Source organism: Bradyrhizobium sp. CCBAU 45384, assembly GCF_028128665.1.
GTDB classification, from domain to species: Bacteria; Pseudomonadota; Alphaproteobacteria; order Rhizobiales; family Xanthobacteraceae; genus Bradyrhizobium; species Bradyrhizobium manausense.
This window is the reverse complement of sequence record NZ_LBIZ01000107.1, coordinates 90,490-113,635: the sequence shown is the minus strand read 5'-3', so window position 1 is coordinate 113,635 and position 23,146 is coordinate 90,490. Positions and strand designations below refer to the sequence as shown.

The following is a 23,146-nucleotide window of genomic DNA, read 5'->3' as shown; positions in this document are numbered from 1 at the left end:
AAAGGGACTGAAGTTGGGCGCGACGCCCATGGACCTCGCCAGGCGCAGATGCTATCCCGCAAATGATATGAACGATCTCTCCATCACCATCCGTCCCGAAGCCGCAGGCGACGCGCAGGCGATCGAGCGGCTGCACGAGCGCACCTTCGGCCCCGGCCGTTTCGTGCTCAGCGCCTATCGCATCCGCGAGCACGTCGAACACCTGCTCGACGTCTCCTTCACCGCCCGCATCGGCACGCTGCTGGTCGGCTCCGTCAGGCAATTGCCCGTGACGGTTGGCGAGACGCCTGCACTGCTGCTCGGGCCGCTCACGGTCGAGCCGCCGTTCCGCAGCCGCGGCATCGGCCGCATGTTGATGGAGCGGGCCCTGAAAGAAGCGAAGGACAAGGGCCATCGCATCGTGCTGCTGGTCGGCGACGAGCCCTATTACAGCCGCGTCGGCTTCAAGCTGGTCCCCAAGGGCCGTGTCACCATGCCGGGCCCGGTCGATGCCGCGCGGATCCTGGTGTTCGAGCTCGTCGACGGCGCCTTCGAGGGCGTCTCGGGCGCGGTTGCTCCGGACTGGAGCAAGGCGCGAGGGTAGCGCATCCGCTCGGAGCTCACATCTTCCGCGCCACCACCGAGACATTGCAGGCCTATCTCGATTTCGATCCCGCGCGAAGCGCGATCTGACCGGGTTGCACAGGGCTGACTGCCAGTACGCCGATGTCACTCCAGAGCTTTGAATGCGAAAGTCTGACCCGCTATACCGTCGGCGCGGTTTGTGCCAAAACGGCAGGCGAAGCTGACGAAGGATTGATGAAGTTTGGCCGCATCGAAGAAGGGCGCCTCGCCCGCGGAACGCCAGAACGGGATTGATCGGACCATCGATCTGCTCGAAGCGCTGCTGCATTTGCGCGCGCCCTCCAAGCTCAGCGACCTCGCCAAGCAGATGGGCGCGCCGCGATCGACGGTCTATGCCATCGCCAACCGCCTGATCGAGGCGGACCTGCTCGAGAGCGTCGGCGACGGCGGTCAGGTCTATTTCGGCAAGGCGGTGCATCTCTACGGGCGGGCCTATGCGGAGGCCAATCCGCTGCATCGCCGCTGCCGCGAGGCGCTCGATCGTCTCGCAACCCAGCACAGCGCCACCGCGCAACTCTGCGCGCTGCGCGGCCGCAAATATGTGGTGGTCGATACCCGCGACGGATCGGGCCTGTTCCGCATCACCACCGACGTCGGCATCGAGGTGCCGCTGCCCTGGACGGCATCGGGCCGGTTGCTGCTCGATCACATGAGCCCGGCGGAGATTCGCGCGTTCGTTCCGAAGGAGGATTTCCGCCTTCCTGATGGCCGCGTGCTCGACGTCGATGATTTCATCAAGGACGTCGCACGGGCGCGGCGCGACGGCAAATGCGTGACCACGGCGCTGTCCGATCGCTTCACGTCGTGCCTTGCCGCGCCGATCCGCGACAAGAAGGGTGTCGCGGTCGCGACGCTTTGCTTCGTCGTTCCCGCTGATTCGGTGAAGGAGCGCAGGACCGCGCTGCTCGACGATCTCGTCGCCACCGCAACGGAACTCTCGGATCGTTCCTGAACCGAACCGACCGTCAACGTCGCTGACCGATGTTCCCGCATCGTTGTGCGTTATCGCGGCACGATGTTCGCGCAGAACGCGACGCGCGCGAACGCGCGTCGCGGCCGGAATGTCCGCTCTTGACATCACGACGCTGTCATCTCTAACGTGTCGCTATAAGATAATATTGTCCACTATAAGAGACAATGCAGTTGCGGGCGCGATGAGGTTCTCCCGGTCCCATGTCGGGATTGGAGACGCGATCCTGCGTGTCCAAGCGAGGATTCAACATGACGAAGGCAACCCAACAGGTACCCGGACGACGCTGGCTGATCGGTTGTCTCCTCGGCGTTGGAATTCTCATCAACTACATCGATCGCGTCGGCCTCTCGGCCGCGACGCCGGAGCTCACCAGGGAGCTCGGCCTCACCGCCACCGACATCGGCCTGCTTGGCAGCGCATTCTTCTGGACCTATTCGCTGCTGCAAGTCCCCGGCGGCATGGTGCTCGACCGCTTCGGCGTCACCACGGTCGGCCGCGTCTCGAGCTTCCTCTGGGCGGTCGCCGCCACCATCACCGCGCTTGCCAGCGGTCTCTGGGGCATCGCCGGCGCGCGTCTGTTGCTCGGTGTCGCGGAAGCGCCGGCGTTTCCGGCCAGCCAGAAGGCGACCGGCCACTGGTTCCCGCTCGACGAACGCGCGCGCTCGACCGCGATCTTCGATTCCGCCGCAAAATTCTCCAACGTGATCGGCGTGCCGCTGGTCGCCTATGTGATCTTTCTCTACGGCTGGCGCTGGGGCTTTGGCGTCACCGCGCTGCTCAGCTTTGCCTATTTCATCGCCTACTACCTGATCTATCGAAATCCGAGCGAGGATCCGAAGCTCTCCAAGGCGGAGCATGACTACATCATCGCCGGCGGCGGTACGCCGGAAGGCCCGGCCGCAACGGGGCAGAGCCGCATGCTCGGCTACCTCCTGCGCAACCGCAAGGTCTGGGGCCTGACCATCGGCTTCTCCGCCTATGGCTACACCTTCTATCTCTTCCTCACCTGGCTGCCGGGCTATCTCGCCCAGACCATGCACATGAACCTGATGTCGGCCGCAGGCTATTCGACCATCCCGTGGATCTTCGCGACACTGTCGGACCTGTTGATCGGCGGCTTTCTGGTCGATCATCTGATCGCGCGCGGCTACGACTCGACGCGGGTGCGCCAGTCGGTGATCATCGTCGGCATGCTGATGGGGCTCGCCGTGATCGGCGCCGCCTTCACCGTGAAACCGGGTTGGGCGCTGCTGTGGTTGTCGATCGCGATCTCGGGCCTGTCGGCCGCCGCACCCGTCGGTTCCTCGATCGTGTCGCTGATCGCGCCCAAGGGTGGCGCGGGCACGGTCGGCGGCATCCTGAATTTCACCAACAACATGATGGGCGTGCTCGCGCCGATCGTGACAGGCATCGTGGTCGACTGGACCCAATCCTTTGCCGGTGCTTTCATGATCGCCGGTGTGGCGCTGCTGATCGGCATCTTCTTTTATGTCGTGGTGCTCGGCCGGATCGAATCGATCCCCGACTACGAAGAGGTCGCACCATCAGGCGCCGTGGCTGTTCATTGAGGAGAGGGGCATGCCCCAGACCACCAGCGGCAAGGACACGCTGATCCGCAACGCCAGGCTGATCGACGGCACCGGCGCGCCGTGGTTCGAGGCGGACTTGCGCATCAACGGCAGCCGCATCGCGGCGATCGGTGCCGCGCTGCCGGCGGAGGGTGCCGACATCATCGACGCGCGCGGATGCTATCTCGCGCCGGGATTCATCGACGCCCATTGCCATGACGATCTGATCTGCCTGCGCGAGCCCGACCGGCCCGAAAAGGTGTTGCAGGGTGTGACCACGCTCGTGGTCGGCAATTGCTGCTTCTCGCTCTATCCCGCGACCGCAGGCTCCGCCGAGATGCTGCGGCTGCATTTCTCGGGGCTCGCCGGCGAAACCCGACCCGACGAAGTCTTCGACAGCTTCGACGGCTACAAGCAGGCCCTGGAAGGGCCGGGCGTCGCGCTCAACCTCGTCTCCCTGGTCGGGCACGCCGCGATCAGGCTGGCCGTGCTCGGTTACGAGCGCCGTGCGGCGAGCCGCGAAGAGATCGCGGCGATGCAGGCGCTGCTGGCGCAGCAACTCACGCAAGGAGCTGCCGGCCTGTCGCTCGGCCTCGTCTATCCCCCGAGCGCCTATGCCGACACCAGCGAGCTCAACGCGCTGGCAGAGACCGTCAGAGCGCATGGCAAGCTGCTCACCGCGCATGTCCGCAGCTATGAAGCGGGCCTCCTGCCCTCCATCGACGAGTTCATCGCGATCCTGCGCGCCTCCGGTGCGGCCGGGTTGCTGTCGCATCTGCAATCGGCTGGCAAGCCGAACTGGGGCGCGATCCCGAAGGCGCTCGACCGGCTCGAGGCGGCGCGCGCGGAGGGCATCGACATCTCCTTCGACATGTATCCCTATCCCGCCGGCAGCTCCTACATGCTGCAATTGCTGCCGCCGGCAGCCCTCGAAGGCGGCATCGACGGGTTGCTGGCGCGGCTGCGCGATCCCGGCCAGCGAGAAGCGCTGCGCGTGCTGGTCGAGGAGGGCGATCCCGATCCGCATGCCGCACAGTCCAAGATCGTGCTGATCGGCTGGCACAATGTGCGCATCTCCGCCACCGCCAACCCCGCGCTGAAGCCGCTCGAGGGCAAATCGATGGTCGATGCCGCGCGCGAGCTCGGCATCTCCCCGTTCGATCTCATGGTCCGCTGCATCGAGGAAGACCAGGGCCAGACCGGCATCATCATGTTCCAGCTCGATGAGGCCGATTTGCGCGCCGCCTTCACCCATCGCCTGCACATGGTCGGCTCCGACGGCATTCCGCGCCCGGGCACCAAGCCGCATCCGCGCGCCTATGGCAGTTTCCCGCGCGTCGCCGGCCGCCTGACGCGCGAGCAAGGCTGGCTGACTCTGGAAGACGCCGTGCGGCGGATGACCGCGATGCCCGCGCAGCGCTTCGGACTGTCCGACCGCGGCATCCTGCGGCCCGGCATGATCGCCGATCTCACCCTGTTCGACGAGACCATCAAGGACAGAGCGACGTTCGAGACGCCGACGGAAATGCCCGCAGGCATTCGTGCAGTGTTCGTCGCCGGCGAGGCCGTGGTCGCGGACGGACGCAGCACTTTCGCGCGGCCGGGCCGGGCCCTGACTTGAACCATCACACCCAGGACATGATGCAATGACGCTGAAACGATACGGCGCGGCCGGCGGCACCGGCACCGGCGGCCAGCACCTTCCGTTCGCCCGCGCGGTGGAGGCCGACGGCTGGCTCTACGTCTCCGGCCAGACGCCGATGGAGAACGGCGAGGTGATCGAGGGCGGCATCATTCCGCAGTCTCACAAGGCGATCCGCAACATGCTCGCGATCCTGGCTGAGGCCGGCTATGAGCCCAAGGACGTCGTCCGCTGCGGCGTCTGGCTCGACGATGCCAGGGACTTCCCAAGCTTCAACAAGGTCTTCGCCGAATATTTCGGCGCCAATCCACCGGCCCGGGCCTGCGTCGTCTCGAGCATGGTGGTGGACTGCAAGGTGGAAATCGACTGCGTCGCCTATCGCAGGTGAGGCGACGATTGCGCGCACGCCTCGTCCTTCGAGACGACCGCTTCCAGCGGTCTCCTCAGGATGAGGCAAAGTGCCATCGGCGCTCGCTGCAAATCCCGCCACGCACACCGTCCTCATCCTGAGGGCCCGCCGAAGGCGGGCGTCTCGAAGGATGCGCCACAAGGAAACGGCTCAGCTAGAACCGCTGCGACATGCCGACATAGAACCCGCGCCGCGGGCCGTATTGCGGGGCGAACACGCCGATGCCGGAGCCGTCGCGGATCTGGTAGATCGTGTCGAACACATTGACCACGTCGAACCGCACGGTCGTCGGCTTGTTCGGCGCGACGATATTGAAATCATGCGACAGGCCGAGATTCACCTGCGTGTAGCCGGGCAGGTGATCGGTGTTGGCAAAGCCGGACCGAAGTCCGCTGCCATAGATCATGGACACGCTGTAGCGCGTGCCCTCCCAGAGATAGGATGCGCCCGCCGACGCCGACAGCATCTGCGCGTGGTCGGTGTAGATGTAATGGCCGTCGATATAGGCGAGCTCGTCCGCGCCGAACAGATACTGGTTCGAGACCACATTGGTCGCGATCTGCTTGGCCCAGGCGAGGTTGGCATAGGCGCTGAAATTGCCGCTTCTGTAGGTCGATTTCAGCTCGACGCCGACATTCTCGCCGCGATCATAGTTGAAGCCGCTCAGCACATAGGCCGCGCCGAACTGGCCGTCGTCGAGCAAATCACGCGCCTTCTTGTAATAGGCATCGACGCCGACCTCGAGGCCGGGGATTGCATAGATCTTCTGCGTCACGCCGACGTCGAACACGTGCGAGCGCTCGGGCAGCACCGGGCTGTTCAGCCCGACCTCCGGCGTCTGGGTGTTGGCGGGCGCGCCGGGCGGGGTCACCAGCGCGAGATTGACGGGCGACGCGATCACCTGCGAGGGCGGGGTGAAGTTGCGCGCATAGCCGGCATGGAACGTCGTGCCGTCGAACGGCTTCCAGGTCAGGCTGACGCGCGGGCTGAGCTGGTTGGCATCGACAAATTGATACATCTGGTCGAAGCGCAGGCCGGCGTTCAGCGTCAGCTTGTCGGTGATCTTCCACTCGTCCTGGACGTAGGTTCCGATCAGCCAGCCGGTCTTGGCGTTGGAATCGAACACCGAGAACGGCGCGTCGATCGTGCCTGCGTTCGGGTCGGTGGGATCGGCCAGCGGCAGCACCGTGGTCCCGCTGTTGACCAGCGTTCGCTCGGCGCTCACCGACAGGCCGAACCGCAGCGTGTGCGCGTAACCGATGCGCCAGGCGGTGTCCTGCTGGATGCCGTTGACCACGCTCTGGCGGTAGACGTCCGAGGACACGCCCTTGAAGGCGAGATCGCCGATCGGATCAGGATAGAAGTGCAGCAGGCTGGTGCGGTTGAAGTAGGAGGTCTGGGTGTCGAACGCGCCGTTCGAGGTCTGGTAGGACACGACGTTGAACTGGTTGAACTCGTTCTGGTGCTCGTTGAGCCGTGACGAGTCGAAATTCGAAACGCCGAATGCCGTGTTCGCAGGCGTCTGGCCGGGATTGTTCGGAATCTGGAACGTCGCGTTCGACACGCCGCTCATGAAGGTGAGGCGGCTCGTTGGGTCGATCATCGTCGAGAGATAGAGAAATCCCTTCTCCTGGTTGGTGCGGTCGTGGATCGCGTTGACCGACGGTGTCGGGTTCTCGATGCCGAGATTGTTCTGCAAGAAACGTCCCGACAGGAAATACTGCGTCTGCCCGGCCGTCCCGCCATGTTCGATGTTGGTCGAGATCGTGCCATTGCTGCCGCCATAGACGCCGACGACGCCCGAATTGTTGAAGGCGTCAGCCTTGGTCTGGATGTCGAGCACACCGGCCGTGCGCTGGCCGTATTGCGCGGGCAGCGCGCCGGTGAGCAGGCTGAGGCTGCCGACGATGCCGGTGTCGAGGATCTGCCCGAACGCGCCGACGCCGTCGGGAAGCATCACGCCGTTGATGCGGTATTGCAGATTGGCGTGCTCGTTGCGGACATGCAGGTCGCCGCTCGCCGCCGAATCCTGGGTGACGCCGGGGAATTGCAGCAGCACCTTGTCGAGCGAGGCGTTGCTGCCCTGTGGCAGCGCCTCGATCGCCTGGCGCGTGAGCGTGTGGGTCGTAGCGCCGCCCGGTGGAAGCACCGATTGGCGCGCCGCGTCCAGCCGTTCGCTCTGGCCCTCGACGGTGGCCGGCGCCTCGGTCTGCGGCCGCGCCTGCGACGTTGAACGTCGCCTGTCGACCGCGACGCGAACCTTTGGCCGGCGCGGTGCCTGCATCTGCTTCGGCGCCTCGACTTCGACGGTGGGCAGCGTCGTCATGGGGGCCGTCGTCTGCGCCATGGCTCTGCCGGTGGGATAAGAAAGCGTGAGTGCGGCGAGGCTCGCGCCCGCCAATATTGCTCTTGAAGACACCATAGTCCTGATTTCCGATCGCGCACCACTGCGGCTCTTCAGAGCACCTGCAGGCAGCGCGCGCCGTCGACATGCGACGGATCATCCTCGATGGCCCAGCGCAATCGGCGCGCATGCGCGGCCGATGCCGAAGGCAGCTCAATCGATTGACATCAGGAGGCGGGAGGGGCGCGCGGCTGGAACGCGTGGCGTGCCGATTCGAGATGGTTGAACTCGGCATCCGTGGTGCGGTAGAGCAGCTCGACCGCCTGCGGCAAATGCAGCAGAGGCGGCGTCGCTGATAGGACCGTGCCGGCCATTGCGACGAGCGCGCAGATCGCGCAATTGTCCTCGCCCGGCTGTTCGCGATCGGGATTTGCAGGCGACTGCTTCTGGACCGCAGCGCCGTCGGTCGGCGTGATGGTCTTGGTGCTGTCAGTGAGCCGCGACTGCGCGAGCGGCGCGGCCTGCGCGAACCAGTGGCTATGGCCGAAGGTCAGCGCGAACTGCACCAGCATCGCGAATATCGCGAGCCGGGCACCGTGCCTGATATTTGACCGGAACCACTTCATCTGGAAACGCCATCCCACATCGCGAGGCACCGACCTGATGTCACGATGTTATATTGTAACATCGCAAGAAGCTGGATCGAATGTCAATCGGACGCAGACCGGCACACGCAAGCGGCCGATGCGTTGTGTCGTTCAGGCAACTAGGCAGCTTGCCCGTGGCCCATCCTTCGAGACGCCCGCCTACGGCGGGCCCTCAGTCTATCTCACCGCCCCTCACGCACCCAGGTCGCGGCGAACGCGCCGAGCAGCAGCAGGAGCCCGATCAGGCCGGCGAAGATCGGCAGCACGCCGACGCCCTTGACGACGCTGGCATCGCGCATCCGCACGCCCATCCAGCCGTCACCGGCAAAGACGCTCGCTGAGCGCACCGGGACGATGCGCGGCAGCTCGACGCTGCCGCCATCGGCGATTCGCAACGAGTTGCCACCGGTCGCCTGCGTCAGCGGCTTCAGGGTCTCGGTGGTAGAGGTGACTTCCGAGAATTCCTTCGGATTGGTCGGGCCGACATTGATCAGCGCCTTCAGCGTGCCGTCGGTTGCCTGCCACAGGCCGAGCTCGTTCGCGGGCAGGCTGGCGCGCCACTCGCCGGGATCGCCGGCGCTGAGCGTCAGATCATGCGAGACGCCGGAGGGCGAGGTCACGCTCACCGGCTGCACGCTATCAGCCATGGTCTGGCGCACCACGACGAGATCCTTGCCCTGCACCTGCAAGCGCAGCGCTTCCTCGTCGAGATCAGGCTGCTTCATCAGCCAATGCGACATCCGCCTGAGCAGATCGAGGTGCGGGCCACCACCCTCATAGCCGCGCGCCCACAGCCAGATGTGGTCGGACAGCAAGAGCGCAACGCGGCCTTCGCCGAAGCGCGACAGGAACAGCAGCGGCTTGCCGTCCGCGCCCGTCATCACCGGCGGGTTGACCGCATTGCGGGTCTCGACCGTGCGGAAGAAGCGGCTCCAATGCGGCGGTTCGAACGCCGAGCCCTCGAGCCCGCGCGTCACGGGATGGCGTTTGCCGATGTCGGAGAGATGCGCATAAAACGGCTTCTCCGTGACGCCAACCGGCTCGGCCGGCAGCACCGTGTCCAGCGGTGTGCGCCAGATGCTGCTGGTCGAGGCATAGTCGGGGCCTGCCGAGACCAGCACGGCGCCGCCCGCGCGCACATAGCGTGCCATGTTCTCGAAATAGGGGATCGGCAGCACGCCCTGGCGGGCGTAGCGGTCGAAGATGATCAGTTGGAATTCGTTGATGTGCTGCTGGAACAGCTCGCGGGTCGGAAACGCGATCAGCGACAATTCGTTGATCGGCGTGCCGTCCTGCTTCTCCGGCGGACGCAGAATGGTGAAATGCACGAGGTCGACGCTGGCGTCGGACTTCAAGAGGTTGCGCCAGGTGCGCTCGCCGGAATGCGGCTCGCCCGAGACCAGCAGCACGCGCAGCTTGTCGCGCACCCCGTCGATGGCGACGACGGCGCGGTTGTTGACCGGGGTCAATTCTCTTTCGAGCGGCGAGGCCTCGATCTCGACGATATTGGGGCCGGCATGCTTGATCTCGACATCGACGCTCGCGCTCTGGCCGCTCGAAAGCGTGCGCTCGTTGACGACCTCGCCGTCGCGGCGCACCGTGACCTTGGCGCGCTCGCCGGTGACGCCCTGGTCGTCGAGTTTATAGGAGATCGTCTGGTTCTGGCCGACGATGCCGAAGCGCGGCGCCGCGGTGATCGCGATGCGGCGATCACGCTCGTCCTTCTGTCCGGTGATGAGGGCCTGCACCGGCGCCTGGAAGCCGAGCGCGGCGGCGCTCGCCGGGATGTCGTGGACGCGGCCGTCGGTGATCAGGAAGGCGCCGGCGACGCGGTCGACCGGAACGTCCGACAGGGCGGAGGCCAGCGCGCCGAACAGCTTGGTGCCGTCGGTCTCGCCGTCGGCCTGGCCGGCCTCGACGACGCGCACCTCCAGCCCCTTGATCTTCTTCAGGCTGTCGACCAGCGCCTCCTGCGCCTTGGCGGCTTCCTGGTTGCGCTTGCCGAAATTCTGGCTCGGGCTCTTGTCGACGACGACCGCGGCGACCGAGGTGAGGGGATCGCGGTCCTCGCGCGTGAAGGAGGGATTGGAGAGCGCCAGCAGGAACAGCGCCAGCGCCGCCACGCGCACCGCCGCGCCGCGCGCCCGCGCCAGCAGCAGCACGATGGCGATGAGGACGATCGCAGCCAGCGCGATCCAGAGGACGATCGCTGGGACAAGCGGCGTGAACGCGATGCCGTAGTTCATATTGATCCTATTGCCCCAGCCGTTCGATCAGGGCCGGCGCGTGCACCTGGTCGGCCTTGTAGTTGCCGGTCAGCGTGTACATCACGATGTTGACGCCGGCGCGGTAGGCGAATTCGCGCTGGCGCGGCTCGCCCGGCGTCAGCGGCAGCATCGGCTGGCCGTCGGGCCGGAGCGCCCAGGCGCCGGCGAGGTCGTTGGAGGTGATGATGATCGGCGAGACGCCGTCGCCGCCGCGGGCGGGCCGCTGCGCGCTCTCGTCGTCATCCTCGCGCGGCAGCGTCTCGACCCAGGTCTGGCCTGAATTGAAGCGGCCGGGGAAGTCGCGCAACAGATAAAACGTCTTGGTCAGCACGTGCTCGCGCGGCACCGGCTCGAGCTCGGGCACGTCGAGCGAGGACAGGATCTCGCGCAGGGCCTGCATGCCCGGCGTCTGCGCGGCGCCGTTATCGCCGGGCGGCGCTTCGACCGCATCGCGGGTGTCGAAGATCACGGTGCCGCCCTGCTTCATATAGGCCTCGATCTTGTTGATGGCGTCCTGCGGCGGCTTCGGCTGGCCCGGCACGATCGGCCAGTAGATCAGCGGGAAGAAGGCGAGCTCGTCGCGCGCGGGATCGACGCCGACGGGATCGCCGGCCTCGAGCGCGGTGCGCTGGGCCAGGAACAGCGTCAGGCCGGACATGCCGGCCTTGACGATGGAATCGACGTCGGCATTGCCGGTGACCACATAAGCAAGGCGGGTCTGCGACGTCGACTTCATCGCGAACTCGTCCGAGACGCCGTCGGCGCGCGAGGGCGTCGGCGACAGCACCGCGACACCTGCGAGCAAGACGCCAAGCAGGATCATGGCGGGCGCGGCGCGGCGGCGCAGCAGCGCGGCAAGGCCGCCACCGAGCAGCGCGACGATGAGGGCGTCGATCAGGAACAGCGCCAGCGAAGTCGACAGCAGCCAGCCGCGCAGGTCGCGCGGCTCGGCATTGGTGTAGGTGGCGCGCCTTGCGTGCAGCGGCGCGGTGTTGAGGGCTGCGATGCGATCGGCGGCGGCGAGCGTGTTCACGGCGAGCGGTCCTTCTGCCGGACCGTAGTAGCCGGGCGGATGGTCCGGCGTGGCGCGGTCGCGATAATCAGCCGTCAGCGGCTTGGCGGTGGCGGGCGGCGGGCCGAAGGCGCCGAAGCCGTCGAGCATGTGCAGCGGCGCCAGCGTCTCGGCGGTCGCTTCAGTGGCGACGCCGGGGCCGGGCTTGGCGGTGTAGCCGGACATGTCGACGACCCGCCGGAGCATTTCGACGAAGGTGCCGGACATCGGCAGATCCGACCAGCGCATGTCGGCGCTGACGTGGAACAGGCTGACGATGCCCTTGCCGCGATGCTCGCCTGTGACGAGCGGCGTGCCGTCCTCGAGCGAGGCCCAGCTCTTGGTGGCGAGCACGGCGTCTGGCTCAGCCAGCACCTGCCGGCTGACGGTGACGTCCTTGGGGACGGCGACGCCGGCAAACGGGCCGTCAGGGGTGAAGCTGGCGAGATGCTGCGGCTTCTCCCAGGTCAGGCTGCCGCCGAGCGTGCGGCCGCCCTTGCGCAGCTTGACCGGCACGAGATCGTCTTCGGCCTGCGCCAGGCGGGGCCCGGCAAACCGCACCAGCACGCCGCCCTGGGCGATCCAGGCGTTGAGGCGCTCGCGCAAGTCAGGCGCGACGGTGCCGACATCGGCGAGGATGATCATCGGCAGCTTCTGGTCCAAAAACTGGGTGATGCCCTGCTGTGGGGCGCCCTTGTCGGCGAGCCGCACGTCGGCGAACGGCGCCAGCGCGCGCGTCAGGTAGAAGGTCGGCGCGAGCAGCGGCTGCGAGGTCTCGCTGGTCGAGCCCGAGACGATGCCGATGGCGCGGCGGCGCCAGCGCTTGTCGAGCAGCTGCACCGCGCCCGCCGAACGCTCGCCGGAGATCTCGAGCCTGGAGATGTCGTTGCGCAGCTCGACCGGCAGGTCGAACGCGGCATCGACCTCCTTGTCCTGTGGTCCGAAGGTGAAGCGCGCCTCGCCGATCGGCGAGGCTTTCTGGTCCAGCGCCCGCACGGTGCCGGCGAGAATGCCGCTGTCGGTGCGCAGCACCTTCACCGTCATCTTCGCCGCCGCGTTTTCCGCCGCGACCAGCGCCAGCGGGGAAGAGGTGCCGCCTTCGAACAGCGTCAAGCTGCGATCCCCTATGGTCCTGCCGAGCCCGGCCACGAACTCTTCGCCGCGGCCGGTGTCGACGCCGTCGGACAGCCAGGCGATCTCGCAATCGCCGGTTGCTTTCAGGAAACGATCGATTGCGGTGAGGGTTTCAACGCGCTCGATCGAATAGGGCTTTGGCACGAACTGCCGCAGCGCAACGCGCGCCGCGCCCGCCGGCATCAGCGTGATGTCGCGGTTCGGCTCCGACAGCGGCACCAGCGCAATGCCGCGGCGGTCGTTCTCGGCATTCGCGATCAGCTCGTCGGCGGCCCGGATCCTGGTGTCCCAGTTCGAGGCGGCGCTCCAGCCGTCGTCCAGCATGATCATCAGCGGCGCCTTGCTGGCGGCAAGGCCCACTTGCGGATTCCAGATCGGGCCGGCGGCGGCGAAGATCACCAGCGCGGCGGCCAGCAGCCGCAGCGCCGTCAGCCACCATGGCGTCCGCGAAGGCGTCTCCTCGCGCGGTGCGATGTCGAACAAGAGACGGGTCGGCGGAAATTCGATGCGGCGCGGCCGCGGCGGCATCACGCGGAGCAGCCACCACAACACCGGGAGGCTGACGAGGCCGATCAGGAGCAGCGGTTCGGTGAAGGCGAGCGGCAATCCCATCATGCGGCCGGCCCCGCCTTGATCGAGGTGACGCGGGCGCCCGACTTGCTCACCTGCATGCCGGCATGCAGGAACAGCAGCAATTCGGCGGCCGAGCGGTCGGTCGCGTGCGTCGTGAACAGCCAGTCGAGCTTGGCCGTCTCGGCGCGGATCTGGTCGCGGTGCAGCGCCAGCCGCGTGGTGTAATCCTCCGCCCAGCTCTCGGCGCGGCCGGCGGTGATGACGCCAAAGCCCTCGGGCTCGACGAACTCGACGCGGCCGGAATAGGGGAAGCTCTCTTCGGCGGGATCGACGATCTGCACCAGGGTGCCATGCGCGCCGGAGCCGGACAGTCCTGCGAGCGTCGTCCTGATCTCTGATATCGGCGACCAGAAATCCGACAGCACGATGGTTTCGGCCAGCGCCGCGGGCACGAAGGAGGGCGGCAGGCTCAGCCTGATGGCATCGTCATGCAGCATCGCCTGCGCCATCTTGTCGATGACGCTGCGGCTTGCGGTCGGCGCCATCAATCCGGGAATGCCGACGCGCTCGCCGCCCGCGACCAGCAGCTCGGCCAGCGCAAAGGCGACGATCAGGGTGCGCTCCAGCTTGGACTCGCGCGCGGTCCTCGAGGCGAACGCCATCGAGGGCGAGCGATCAGGCCAGATCCACACCGTGTGCGAGGCCTCCCATTCGAGCTCGCGGACATAGAGATGGTCGTCACGCGCCGATCTGCGCCAGTCGACATTCTGCGACGGCTCGCCGGAGACGAAGCGGCGATATTGCCAGAAATTTTCGCCGGAGCCGGCGCGGCGCCTGCCGTGCAAGCCGTGGATGACGTTGGCGGCGATGCGGCGGGCCTCGAGCACCAGGCGTGGCAAGGAAGCTGCAAGCGTGCGGCTTTCGCCATCGGCACGTCGGATTGCGATGATCTCCTTCGCCGTGTGCCCGGTCTCTGCAGCCATCAACCGATCCGTGTCTTCAATTGCCGGATCACGTCCGGAATCGTGCGTCCTTCAGCGCGCGCCTGGAACGTCAGCGCCATGCGGTGCTTCAGCACCGGCTCGGCGAGGTCGAGCACGTCGTCGATCGAGGGCGCCAGGCGCCCGTCGATCAGCGCGCGCGCACGCACCGCGAGCATCAAGGATTGACTGGCGCGCGGGCCGGGGCCCCAGGCGATGAACTTGCCGGCCTCGCCGCTGTCAGGACCCGGACGCGCCGAGCGCACCAGCGAGAGGATGGCCTCCACCACGGAATCGCCGACCGGCAGGCGGCGCACCAGCCGCTGCGCCGTGATCAGCGCATCCGCATTCATCGATCCCTTCGCCAGCGTCTCCTCGGCGCCTGTGGTTTCGAACAGGATGCGGCGCTCGGCGTCGCGATCGGGATAGTCGACGTCGATCTCCATCAGGAAGCGGTCGAGTTGCGCCTCGGGCAGTGGATAGGTGCCCTCCTGCTCCAGCGGGTTTTGCGTGGCCAGCACGTGGAACGGCTTCGGCAGATCATGGCGCGCGCCGGCAACGGTGATGTGCTGCTCCTGCATCGCCTGCAGCAGCGCCGATTGCGTGCGCGGTGAGGCGCGGTTGATCTCGTCGGCCATCAACAGCTGCGCGAACACAGGCCCGGAGATGAAGCGGAACGAGCGCTTGCCCGCGGTGCTCTCGTCCAGCACTTCGGCGCCGAGAATGTCCGAGGGCATCAGGTCGGGCGTGAACTGGATGCGCTTGGCATCGAGACCGAGCGTGACGCCGAGCGTCTCGACCAGTTTTGTCTTGGCAAGGCCGGGAACGCCGATCAGAAGCGCGTGGCCCCCGGAGAGGATGGTGACCAGCGTGTTCTCGACCACGCGATCCTGGCCGAAGATCACCGACCCGATCGCATCCTTCGCTGCGCGAATCTGTGCAGACACCTGCTCGGCCGAACGAACGATGCCGTCTTCGAGCTTCTCGACACTCTCTGCCATCCGTTAGCTCCTCAAGCCTGCCACGCGGCTCTGCTGCGTCGTCGAATTTATCGTCGTCGAATTTATCGCATCAATCTGCGTCATGGCCCCTATGCTAGACTTGCAGGAACGCCATGTATTCGTTGAATTAACCTATCCCCACCTTATCGGCTTCGGGGTATGTACGGCATCACGAAGTGGAGACCTCCACACCGGGGGAAACCGGGGTGGAACCGTAGACTTACGTACAACGTAGACTTCTAAGTCAGGCCTGCACCAATCGTGCCAACGGACAAAGTCAGGGCAAACCATGGCGAACCAAGGGCAGAGCGGCGATCGCGGTCTTGAGGGGCTGACTGCCGCCGCCAAAAGTGCTGCCAATGCCGAAGGTGCCAAAAAGGGCCTGCCTCCGGTGCATCTGTGGAATCCGCCGTTTTGCGGCGATCTCGATATCCGAATCGCTTCCGATGGTACTTGGTTCTACATGGGCACGCCAATCGGCCGTCACGCGCTGGTCCGCCTGTTCTCCACCATCCTCAAGCGCGAGGGCGACAAGCATTTCCTCGTCACGCCGGTGGAGAAGGTCGGCATCGTCGTCGATGACGCGCCGTTCATGGCGGTGGAGATGCTGAAGCGCGACGAGGACAACCATCCCGTGCTGAGCTTCCGCACCAATGTCGACGACTGGGTCACCTGCGATGCCGCGCACCGGCTGCGCTTCGAGCAGGCGGCCGATGGCGGCCTGACGCCCTACCTGCATGTCCGCGCCGATCTCTGGGCCAAGGTCACGCGCGCGCTCTATTACGATCTGGTTGACATGGGCGAGGAGCGGATGGTCGATGGCCAGCCGATGTTTGGCGTCGAGTCGGCCGGCGAGTTCTTCGCCATGGCCGACGCGGAGCAGGTGAGGGCCGCGCTTTGAACAAGCCTATCTCCAAGAGCGATTCCAAGTACGCGATGGGAGCCGCGGATTTCTTCGCCCGCTCCAAGGCGAGGCTCAGCTTCGACGTGCCGGCCGGACTTTTTGATCCGAACATCATCCCCGCCTCCGGCGATCCCGGCACCGACAAGATGCTGGAGATCGTCGCGCGCGAGCAGCCGGTGCGCCCTGCGGCGGTGCTGATCGCGGTGGTCGACCATCCCGAGCCGACCATCCTGCTGACGCAGCGCTCGGCGCATCTCAACGACCACGCCGGCCAGATCGCCTTTCCCGGCGGCAAGATCGACGCGATCGATTCCTCGCCGCTCGACGCCGCGCTGCGCGAGGCCGAGGAGGAGGTCGGATTATCCCGGGATTTCATCGAGCCGATCGGCTATCTCGATCTCTACGGCACCGCGTTCGGCTTCCGCATCCTGCCCACGGTCGCCCGTGTCAGGCCCGGTTTTCAGCTCAACATCAACCATTCCGAGGTTGATGACGCATTCGAAGTACCGCTATCCTTCCTGATGAATCCGGCCAATCACCAGGTCCACAGCAAGGAATTCCGCGGCATGGAGCGGTTTTACTATGCGATGCCGTTCGCGGAGCGCTACATCTGGGGCGCCACGGCCGGAATGCTGCGTGTGCTGTATGAGCGGATCTATTCATCATGATCCGGCCGGTTCTGACCGAGATCGGAATCTTCCTCATCCCCTTTGCCGTCTATGCGCTGTTCCTGGCCGCCACGCGGTCCGGCCTGTTCGTGCAATCGTCCTGGCCTGTTACCATCGTCGCGCGCCTCATCCTGGTGGCGCTCGTGCTCGTCATTGCCGGGCTGGTCGGCCTTGCGCATTTCTCCGGCGCTGCGCCGAACTCGACCTACGTTCCCGCCCATATCGAGAACGGCAGGCTCGTGCCGGGCACCGAAAGATAAGGGCCGGACGATGAGCGCGGAGCCGATCCTTGCGGGTGCGCCCTGGCTGACTGCAGGCGGGACCGCGCGCGTCCTGCAACTGCTGGGCGCGGGCGGCGAGCAGGCGCGCGTGGTCGGCGGCACCGTCCGCAACGCGCTGCTCGGCCTGCCGCCGGGCGATATGGATATCGCCACCACGGCGCTGCCGGAGGAGGTGGTGCGGCGCGCGAAGGCCGCCGGCATCAAGTGCGTGCCGACCGGCATCGACCACGGCACCGTCACGCTGGTCATCGACGGCGCGCCCTATGAGGTCACGACGCTGCGCGAGGACACCGAGACCTTCGGCCGCAAGGCCAAGGTTGCCTTCGGCCGCGACTGGGTGAAGGACGCCGAGCGGCGCGACTTCACCATGAACGGCCTGTCGGTCGACGCTAGCGGCGTCGTCTACGACTATGTCGGCGGCATCGCCGATGCCAAGGCGCGCCGCGTGCGATTCATCGGCGATCCCGATCAGCGCATCGCGGAAGATTACTTGCGCATCCTGCGCTTCTTCCGCATCCACGCCGCCTTCGGCGCCGGCGAGCCCGACCGCGAGGCCACTCTCGCCTGCATCCGCGGCCGCGCCGGCCTTGCCACGCTCTCGGCCGAGCGGCTGCGCATGGAGATGCTCAAATTGCTGGTGGCGCAAGGCGCATCCGCCGCCGCGCTGGCCATGGTCGATGCCGGCCTGCTGCAGGCCATGATCGGCGGCGTCGCCTATGCCGGGCCGCTGACGGCGATGATCGCGATCGAGCGCACGCTGGGCCTGACAGCCAGCCCCACGCGCCGTCTCGCGGCGCTGACTGTTGCGGTCACCGAAGACGCCAAGCGTGTTGCGACGCGCCTTCGGCTCTCCAACGCCGAAGCCAAGGCGCTGGATTCGATGGGCCATCGCTGGTGGCGCTTTGCCGCCATGGACGAGGCGCGTGCGCGGCGGCTGCTCTATCGGCTCGGGCCCGAGCGCTATCACGATCGCGTGTTGCTGGCCTGGGCACGCAGCGGCAGCGATGCCAATTCGTCGCGCTGGCGCGAGCTCGCCGAGCTGCCGCAGCGCTGGACCGCGCCGAAATTCCCGCTGAAGGCTGCCGACTTCATCGCTCGCGGCATGGCGGAAGGACCTGCGCTCGGACATGTGTTGACACTCGCCGAGGACGCTTGGCTTGCAGCCGATTTTCCACTAGAGCAAGCCGCACTCGCTGCCATCGCCGATCAAGCCGCAGCACGCGTCACTCGCGAGAAACATTGACCATCGTCGCAGGCTTCGCCGACATCTCGATTTTCCAGCTGCTGCTGGTTGCAATGATGGCGTTGTTTGCTTCCATCATCGGTGGTCTCGCCGGCTACGGCACCGGCGCCTTGATGCCCCTTGTGCTGGTACCTCTGGTCGGCGCCGAGCCTGTGGTGCCGATCATCGCGATCTCGGCGCTCTTCACCAATTCCAGCCGCACTATGGCTTATCTCCGCTACGTCGACCGACGCCGCGCGGCGATCGTGCTCGCCTGCGCCGCGCTGACCACCGCGCTCGGCGCCTACGGCTACACCCGCCTCACCAACGCCGGCGCCGCGATCGTGATCGGCACCATGCTGATCCTGAGCGTGCCGCTGCGCCGCGCGCTCCGTCGCCGCGAGGTCAGGATCGGCGACACGGGATTGGCCGCGGGCTCGGTCGGTTACGGCGTCCTCGTCGGCGGCACGTCAGGCTCCGGCGTGATCCTGCTCTCGCTGCTGATGGCCGCCGGCCTCGAAGGCGCCGCCGTGATCGCAACCGACGCGATGATCTCGCTCGGCACCGGCCTCATCAAGATCTCGGTGTTCGGCCTCGCCGGCGCCGTCACCGCGCAAGTGCTCGCCTTCGCGCTTTTGATCGGCGGCATCGCCATCCCCGGCGCGTTCCTGGCCAAAGCCTTCGTCGAGCGGATGCCGGTGCACATCCACACCGCGATCCTGGATGTTGCCGTGATCGCCGGTGGCCTTGTGATGATCTCGGCGGCGGCGAAGCAGTTGATCGGTTAGAGCATGATCCGGAAAAGTGTGCAGCGGTTTTCCGAAAAGATCATGCTCAAACAAAGAGCTAAAGCGCGATGACAAACAATCCTGATCGCATCGCGCTTGAGACGGCCTTGCTCAGCGCGCGGTCGCAGCGGGCGCGGCGTTCAGCGGCGCTCCTCCGACCGAGATCGGACCCGTCGGGGTCGCTGCGCGCGGCGGCTTCTTCGGCCGTGGGACGACGCGTGCTGCCGGAGCAGGTGCGACGGCAGGCGCAGAAGCCGGCGGCGTCGACGTAACGGCCCCAGGCGACGGAGACGGTGCGGCCGGTGGCTGCGGGCCGGGGCCCTTCAGTGCGTCGATTTTCGAACTGAGGTTGGCAAGCTGACCCATGATCGCCTTCAGCTGCTCTTGCTGATCGGCCACCGTCCTTTCGACCGCGGCCACATCGTCAGCCGTCTTCTGCTGCGCGGCAAGCAGGTCCGTCATGAAAGCCTTGTCATTGGCATTGGGTTCGGCATCCGCAGCCTCGCGCCCCGCCGTTTGAACGAGCAATCCGGGATTCAGCCAGACATAACAGGCCCCTGCGCCTGCGAGCGCGAGGACAACGCCGGTGACGAGTGCAAGCGGCCACCGGCGGCGGGGCGCGGGAAGGAAAGGCGGTGGCTCCACGACTGGCCAACTAGGGGACGATTCGGAATTCATCCGAATTTCCTAGTCAGCCTTGTCGCTCGGCGCAATCGGCCTTACGCGGCGGCGGCCAGCACGCGCAGGCGATGACCGTCGGGATCGAGCGCAACGAAGGTAAGTCCGAACGGCATTGCGGTCGGAGGCTGCGCAATCCGCACCCCGCGGCTCGTCCATGTTTCAAAGGTCGCGCGCACGGCTTCCTCGTTCGCGGCCGCCCATGAGATCTCGCTGCTACCGGCCTCCGCAACAGACGGCGGCACGACGGCATCCCGCTGCCACAGGCCCAGCATGACGCCGCTCCCGAGCGGAAGCACCACGAATTTGGGGGATGATTGCGCGACGGGGCACCCCAGCAGGGTCTGATAGAAAGTGGAGCTCGCTTGCGCATCGTTGACATAGAGCACCACGAGGTTGAAGTCGGCCATTTGCATCTCCTGTTCAGCTGGCGATGGCCGACGCTTAACTGAAGGTACTGCCAGTTTCTGTCAGCATGGTCAGTGCTCACCAATGCATTCCCGCTGCCGCCATTCCCGCAGCAAATCGGTGCGGCGGCGTGGATAGCGGCGCTCTGTCAGCGTGATCGACACGATCCGGTCGGTGCGAAAATGGCGGTAGTCGCTGCGGCTCTCGCACCAGGCCGCCACCATGCGGACCCGGTCGAAGAACCCGAGCGCGATCGGCCAGATGGTGCGATTGGTGCGGTTGTCCCGTTCGTCGCTGTAGACGATGCGCAATTTGCGCTCGTTGCGGATGGCGGCCCGGATGACCGGCAATTCGGCGTCGCCTGCCGCCGGATCGCGGCGCGCGACCATCAGGCCCGAGGTTTCCAGGCTCCGCTGCAGATCGTCCGGCAGCACGGCGGCGATCTTCGCAAGCACGTTCTTGGCCGCCTTGCCGAGCGGCTCATCCGGCTGTGCCGCAACCCACCGGCCGCCCAGCACCAAGGCTTCGATCTCCTCTTCCGAGAACATCAGCGGCGGCAACATGAACCCCGGCCGCAGCACATAGCCGATGCCGGCCTCGCCATCGATGTGGGCCCCCTGGCCCTTCAGCGTCTCGATGTCCCGATAGATCGTCCGCAGCGAGACACCCAGCTCCTCGGCCAGCCGGCCTGCCGCGACCGGCCGGCGGTGACTGCGCAAGAGCTGGATCACATCAAGAAGGCGTTGAGCGCGCGACATGCCGGCTGATATCACGCGCTGCTGCCAGATCCTGTCAGCATCGAACACCCAAGGCGTCATCCGAGATGTCGCCGAGGGCTGCGGCAGCTAACGGGATGCGGCGGGGTAAACAGGAAGCGACCGCCCGGCATTCCGGACGGCGCTCCTGACGGCGGCGTGGACTAGCGGCGGCTTTCGGCGACCTGCCTTTCGCCGGCCAGCTTGCCTCCGGCCAGCAGGCTGGTGCAAAGCCACCTGGTCTCTCGGGGCGATGCGCCGAGGAAGGCCTTGGTTTCGACGCACTGGGCGTAGGTATTGTAGGTCAGCGTGTCTCGGCACGTTGCCGAGAAATGACTGGTGTAAGGCTCAGAGCCGCCACTCAAGCTGCATCCGACCCAGGGCGCGTTGCCGACTCGATAGCTGGTTTCGCAGCCACCGTTGCAGCTGCTGGCGGATCGCTCCAGCTTGGCAAGCCTCGCCAATGGTGTGCCCGGCGCGAACGCCGGATCTTGGGCGGATGATGAGCCGCTGGCGCGGTGGTGAGAGGTCACGGTCGCTGGCCCCTGCCGTGGCGCAACAGTCGGTCTGGGCTTCGGCGCTTCGACCGAAACGGCGGGCAGCAAGGAGTTTGGTGTGGGTTGCGACAGTGCCGTGCCTGATGTGCTGCACAGCAAGACAGCTGACAAAGTAAGGACGACGGACGGCACGGCGAAGCCAAACGACGATCGCATGGGTACCTCCAGAAAATAGTCGGAAATGCTTTCCCGACAGCCAGGGGTTGTATCACAATATTCCGGTACCAGCTATTCGCGCGGTGCAGAACCGCATGTCGATGCGTCGAATCGATCCGGCGGCCAGGGTGAGGCCGGCGGCAACCGCGGCAAAGATTGCAGAGTCTAATAGAGGGTCGGCTGGAGAGCGGCGGAGGTGCAATGAACGTCTACAGAATTCGAGCGGCCAGGCTGGACGAGCAGCGTGAGCTCACGCGCCTCTGCGTCCGCGCGACGATGCATGCAGGGCACGACGAAGCGTTCATCGATCGTGTGATGCCAGCGCTGACGATCACGGTGCCGCTCATCAATTCGGGACATGTTCGAGTCGCGGAAGATTCCGGCGATGCCGTTGGCGTCGTCTGGGCACTGCCGGCGCTTCAGGGAATTGCGCTGCTTCACGGCCTGTATGTCGATCCACCGTGTTGGAAACGCGGAATCGGTCGGGCTCTGTTCGAGGCAGCCGTAACGAGCACGCTCGGGATGAAAGCCGGCGCCCTGATGATCAACGCCGAACCTTCCGCGGAAGGGTTTTACACGCGCATGGGGGCCATCAGGATCGGCGAAGGGCCGTTCTACTTCTCGCCGGAAACCATTCTGCCGCAGCTCCTGTACATCATTCCTCGCGACCGCGAGCCCGCCTCTCCGGCGACGGGCCAGTAGCGGCAGGGGAATGTTCACTTTGGAACGTGGAAGAAGGGGTAAGATGACAGGGCAAATGACCGTCGAACTCTACGGCTACCAGTACAGCGTATATTCCTGGATCGCTCGGTTGGCTCTCCATGAAAAGGGCGTGGTCTACAATTGGCTCGAAGTCGATCCGTTCTCCGAAAATGTGCCGGCAAGCTATCTTGCCATCCATCCGTTCAAGCGCGTGCCCGCGCTGGTTCACGACGGCTTCGCTGTTTACGAGACGGGCGCCATCACGCGATACGTCGATGAGGCCTTTGAAGGTCCGAAGCTCCAGCCAACCGAGCCAAGAGAACGCGCGCGCTGCAGTCAGATCATGTCGATCGTGGACAGCTACGCTTATTGGCCCCTGGTGAGACAGGTCTTTTCGCACAGGGTTTTCAGGCCCGCCTTGGGGCGACCGGTTGACGAGAGCGAGGTTAAACGGGGCCTCGAAGCAGCGCCGAAGGTACTTGCGGCTCTGGAGACAATGGCTGGCCAGGGCCAATACCTCACGGGCAAGGATTTGTCGTTAGCCGACATCCACCTCGCGCCGATGATCGGCTACTTTGTGTTGACCCCCGAGGGGCTGGCACTCTTGCAGAAGCACACCAGGCTCAGTCGCTGGTGGTCGGCGCTCTCCCGGAGAACCGGGCTCCTGGCCGCGATGCCGCGATTGCCCCAAGCACCACAATAACGACGGCGGCCCGCGAAGTGCGCGCCGGGTCGAAAATTGCCCACGATGGCATCATACGCCTGTTTTGCCCGACGGGGCAACGAATTTTCGCAAAATCCGTAATCGCGTTGC

At 66.0% G+C, this 23,146-nt stretch carries 22 protein-coding genes; 12 read left to right on the top strand and 10 right to left on the bottom strand.

Translation table 11 applies throughout. From position 1 onward, the window contains the following. Window positions 1–67 precede the first annotated feature (67 nt). The 5 genes from XH80_RS18115 to XH80_RS18095 all read left to right on the top strand — a co-directional run bounded on the left by XH80_RS18115 (window position 68) and on the right by XH80_RS18095 (window position 5,195). Complete coding sequence (locus XH80_RS18115; protein WP_271599730.1) at window positions 68–583, top strand: GNAT family N-acetyltransferase; 516 nt, start codon at window positions 68–70, stop codon at window positions 581–583. A gap of 222 nt (window positions 584–805) precedes the next feature. Next, window positions 806–1,576 (top strand): IclR family transcriptional regulator, encoded by a 771-nt coding sequence (locus XH80_RS18110; RefSeq protein ID WP_057757053.1) that lies wholly within the window; start codon window positions 806–808, stop codon window positions 1,574–1,576. 269 nt (window positions 1,577–1,845) lie between these two features. After that, window positions 1,846–3,165, top strand: coding sequence for an MFS transporter (locus XH80_RS18105; RefSeq protein ID WP_271599729.1), 1,320 nt, complete (start codon window positions 1,846–1,848; stop codon window positions 3,163–3,165). Window positions 3,166–3,175: 10 nt separating this feature from the next. After that, window positions 3,176–4,786, top strand: coding sequence for an N-acyl-D-amino-acid deacylase family protein (locus tag XH80_RS18100; RefSeq protein ID WP_271599728.1), 1,611 nt, complete (start codon window positions 3,176–3,178; stop codon window positions 4,784–4,786). A gap of 25 nt (window positions 4,787–4,811) precedes the next feature. Further along, window positions 4,812–5,195, top strand: coding sequence for a RidA family protein (locus tag XH80_RS18095; RefSeq protein ID WP_271599727.1), 384 nt, complete (start codon window positions 4,812–4,814; stop codon window positions 5,193–5,195). Window positions 5,196–5,370: 175 nt separating this feature from the next. Here the strand turns inward: XH80_RS18095 and XH80_RS18090 are convergent, their stop codons facing one another. From XH80_RS18090 to XH80_RS18065, 6 genes are all read right to left on the bottom strand, one after another. Further along, window positions 5,371–7,542, bottom strand: coding sequence for a TonB-dependent receptor (locus XH80_RS18090; RefSeq protein WP_271599726.1), 2,172 nt, complete (start codon window positions 7,540–7,542; stop codon window positions 5,371–5,373). Window positions 7,543–7,787: 245 nt separating this feature from the next. After that, window positions 7,788–8,186 carry a DUF2946 family protein gene (locus tag XH80_RS18085; protein ID WP_271599725.1) on the bottom strand — a complete coding sequence of 133 codons (399 nt, stop codon included), beginning with the start codon at window positions 8,184–8,186 and terminating at the stop codon, window positions 7,788–7,790. Between the two features lie 203 nt (window positions 8,187–8,389). Then, window positions 8,390–10,453, bottom strand: a complete 2,064-nt coding sequence (locus XH80_RS18080; protein ID WP_271599724.1) for a hypothetical protein — start codon at window positions 10,451–10,453, stop codon at window positions 8,390–8,392. Between the two features lie 7 nt (window positions 10,454–10,460). After that, window positions 10,461–13,274, bottom strand: a complete 2,814-nt coding sequence (locus XH80_RS18075; RefSeq protein ID WP_271599723.1) for a DUF4159 domain-containing protein — start codon at window positions 13,272–13,274, stop codon at window positions 10,461–10,463. After that, a complete protein-coding gene (locus XH80_RS18070; protein WP_057757070.1) occupies window positions 13,271–14,215 on the bottom strand; it encodes a DUF58 domain-containing protein in 945 nt (314 codons plus the stop codon). The genes XH80_RS18075 and XH80_RS18070 overlap by 4 nt, the downstream gene beginning before the upstream one ends. Then, the gene (locus tag XH80_RS18065) at window positions 14,215–15,213 is read right to left on the bottom strand and encodes an AAA family ATPase (protein WP_271599722.1); all 999 of its coding nucleotides are present in this window, start codon (window positions 15,211–15,213) and stop codon (window positions 14,215–14,217) included. The genes XH80_RS18070 and XH80_RS18065 overlap by 1 nt, the downstream gene beginning before the upstream one ends. A gap of 289 nt (window positions 15,214–15,502) precedes the next feature. Here XH80_RS18065 and XH80_RS18060 point away from each other — a divergent pair, with 289 nt between their 5' ends. The 5 genes from XH80_RS18060 to XH80_RS18040 are packed head-to-tail and all read left to right on the top strand — an operon-like array spanning window position 15,503 to window position 19,076. Then, the gene (locus tag XH80_RS18060) at window positions 15,503–16,114 is read left to right on the top strand and encodes a DUF1285 domain-containing protein (RefSeq protein ID WP_271599721.1); all 612 of its coding nucleotides are present in this window, start codon (window positions 15,503–15,505) and stop codon (window positions 16,112–16,114) included. Then, window positions 16,111–16,785: a CoA pyrophosphatase gene (locus XH80_RS18055; RefSeq protein ID WP_271599720.1), complete on the top strand. Its 675-nt coding sequence runs from the start codon at window positions 16,111–16,113 to the stop codon at window positions 16,783–16,785. Before XH80_RS18060 ends, XH80_RS18055 begins: the two co-directional genes overlap by 4 nt. After that, complete coding sequence (locus XH80_RS18050) at window positions 16,782–17,045, top strand: DUF6111 family protein (protein WP_271599719.1); 264 nt, start codon at window positions 16,782–16,784, stop codon at window positions 17,043–17,045. Before XH80_RS18055 ends, XH80_RS18050 begins: the two co-directional genes overlap by 4 nt. 10 nt (window positions 17,046–17,055) lie before the next feature. After that, entirely contained in the window at window positions 17,056–18,309 is a 1,254-nt protein-coding gene (locus XH80_RS18045; protein WP_271599718.1) for a CCA tRNA nucleotidyltransferase, read from the top strand. After that, window positions 18,306–19,076 carry a sulfite exporter TauE/SafE family protein gene (locus XH80_RS18040; protein WP_271599717.1) on the top strand — a complete coding sequence of 257 codons (771 nt, stop codon included), beginning with the start codon at window positions 18,306–18,308 and terminating at the stop codon, window positions 19,074–19,076. The genes XH80_RS18045 and XH80_RS18040 overlap by 4 nt, the downstream gene beginning before the upstream one ends. A 111-nt stretch (window positions 19,077–19,187) precedes the next feature. On the opposite strand, the gene XH80_RS18035 is transcribed toward XH80_RS18040, so the two are convergent. The 4 genes from XH80_RS18035 to XH80_RS18020 form a co-directional block, all read right to left on the bottom strand. Beyond that, window positions 19,188–19,604, bottom strand: a complete 417-nt coding sequence (locus tag XH80_RS18035) for a hypothetical protein (RefSeq protein WP_271599716.1) — start codon at window positions 19,602–19,604, stop codon at window positions 19,188–19,190. Window positions 19,605–19,795: 191 nt separating this feature from the next. Further along, window positions 19,796–20,164 carry a VOC family protein gene (locus XH80_RS18030; RefSeq protein ID WP_271599715.1) on the bottom strand — a complete coding sequence of 123 codons (369 nt, stop codon included), beginning with the start codon at window positions 20,162–20,164 and terminating at the stop codon, window positions 19,796–19,798. 69 nt (window positions 20,165–20,233) lie between these two features. Next, window positions 20,234–20,920, bottom strand: coding sequence for a helix-turn-helix transcriptional regulator (locus tag XH80_RS18025; RefSeq protein WP_271599800.1), 687 nt, complete (start codon window positions 20,918–20,920; stop codon window positions 20,234–20,236). A gap of 161 nt (window positions 20,921–21,081) precedes the next feature. Continuing rightward, window positions 21,082–21,630 (bottom strand): hypothetical protein, encoded by a 549-nt coding sequence (locus XH80_RS18020; RefSeq protein WP_271599714.1) that lies wholly within the window; start codon window positions 21,628–21,630, stop codon window positions 21,082–21,084. Between the two features lie 315 nt (window positions 21,631–21,945). Here XH80_RS18020 and XH80_RS18015 point away from each other — a divergent pair, with 315 nt between their 5' ends. Both XH80_RS18015 and XH80_RS18010 read left to right on the top strand, forming a co-directional pair. Further along, the gene (locus XH80_RS18015) at window positions 21,946–22,332 is read left to right on the top strand and encodes a GNAT family N-acetyltransferase (RefSeq protein WP_271599713.1); all 387 of its coding nucleotides are present in this window, start codon (window positions 21,946–21,948) and stop codon (window positions 22,330–22,332) included. 55 nt (window positions 22,333–22,387) lie between these two features. Beyond that, on the top strand, window positions 22,388–23,035 hold the full coding sequence (locus tag XH80_RS18010; protein WP_271599712.1) for a glutathione S-transferase family protein: 648 nt from the start codon (window positions 22,388–22,390) through the stop codon (window positions 23,033–23,035). Window positions 23,036–23,146: the final 111 nt, after the last annotated feature.

What these genes read in the sequence shown, in the direction of transcription:
- XH80_RS18095 (WP_271599727.1), top strand. Translation starts at nt 4,812, where the DNA reads ATGACGCTGAAACGATACGGCGCGGCCGGCGGCACCGGCACCGGCGGC.
- XH80_RS18020 (WP_271599714.1), bottom strand. Translation starts at nt 21,630, where the DNA reads ATGCGATCGTCGTTTGGCTTCGCCGTGCCGTCCGTCGTCCTTACTTTG.
- XH80_RS18085 (WP_271599725.1), bottom strand. Translation starts at nt 8,186, where the DNA reads ATGAAGTGGTTCCGGTCAAATATCAGGCACGGTGCCCGGCTCGCGATA.
- XH80_RS18010 (WP_271599712.1), top strand. Translation starts at nt 22,388, where the DNA reads ATGACCGTCGAACTCTACGGCTACCAGTACAGCGTATATTCCTGGATC.
- XH80_RS18065 (WP_271599722.1), bottom strand. Translation starts at nt 15,213, where the DNA reads ATGGCAGAGAGTGTCGAGAAGCTCGAAGACGGCATCGTTCGTTCGGCC.
- XH80_RS18025 (WP_271599800.1), bottom strand. Translation starts at nt 20,920, where the DNA reads ATGTCGCGCGCTCAACGCCTTCTTGATGTGATCCAGCTCTTGCGCAGT.
- XH80_RS18050 (WP_271599719.1), top strand. Translation starts at nt 16,782, where the DNA reads ATGATCCGGCCGGTTCTGACCGAGATCGGAATCTTCCTCATCCCCTTT.
- XH80_RS18105 (WP_271599729.1), top strand. Translation starts at nt 1,846, where the DNA reads ATGACGAAGGCAACCCAACAGGTACCCGGACGACGCTGGCTGATCGGT.
- XH80_RS18030 (WP_271599715.1), bottom strand. Translation starts at nt 20,164, where the DNA reads ATGGCCGACTTCAACCTCGTGGTGCTCTATGTCAACGATGCGCAAGCG.
- XH80_RS18075 (WP_271599723.1), bottom strand. Translation starts at nt 13,274, where the DNA reads ATGATGGGATTGCCGCTCGCCTTCACCGAACCGCTGCTCCTGATCGGC.
- XH80_RS18115 (WP_271599730.1), top strand. Translation starts at nt 68, where the DNA reads ATGAACGATCTCTCCATCACCATCCGTCCCGAAGCCGCAGGCGACGCG.
- XH80_RS18090 (WP_271599726.1), bottom strand. Translation starts at nt 7,542, where the DNA reads ATGACGACGCTGCCCACCGTCGAAGTCGAGGCGCCGAAGCAGATGCAG.
- XH80_RS18045 (WP_271599718.1), top strand. Translation starts at nt 17,056, where the DNA reads ATGAGCGCGGAGCCGATCCTTGCGGGTGCGCCCTGGCTGACTGCAGGC.
- XH80_RS18100 (WP_271599728.1), top strand. Translation starts at nt 3,176, where the DNA reads ATGCCCCAGACCACCAGCGGCAAGGACACGCTGATCCGCAACGCCAGG.
- XH80_RS18060 (WP_271599721.1), top strand. Translation starts at nt 15,503, where the DNA reads ATGGCGAACCAAGGGCAGAGCGGCGATCGCGGTCTTGAGGGGCTGACT.
- XH80_RS18070 (WP_057757070.1), bottom strand. Translation starts at nt 14,215, where the DNA reads ATGGCTGCAGAGACCGGGCACACGGCGAAGGAGATCATCGCAATCCGA.
- XH80_RS18015 (WP_271599713.1), top strand. Translation starts at nt 21,946, where the DNA reads ATGCCAGCGCTGACGATCACGGTGCCGCTCATCAATTCGGGACATGTT.
- XH80_RS18080 (WP_271599724.1), bottom strand. Translation starts at nt 10,453, where the DNA reads ATGAACTACGGCATCGCGTTCACGCCGCTTGTCCCAGCGATCGTCCTC.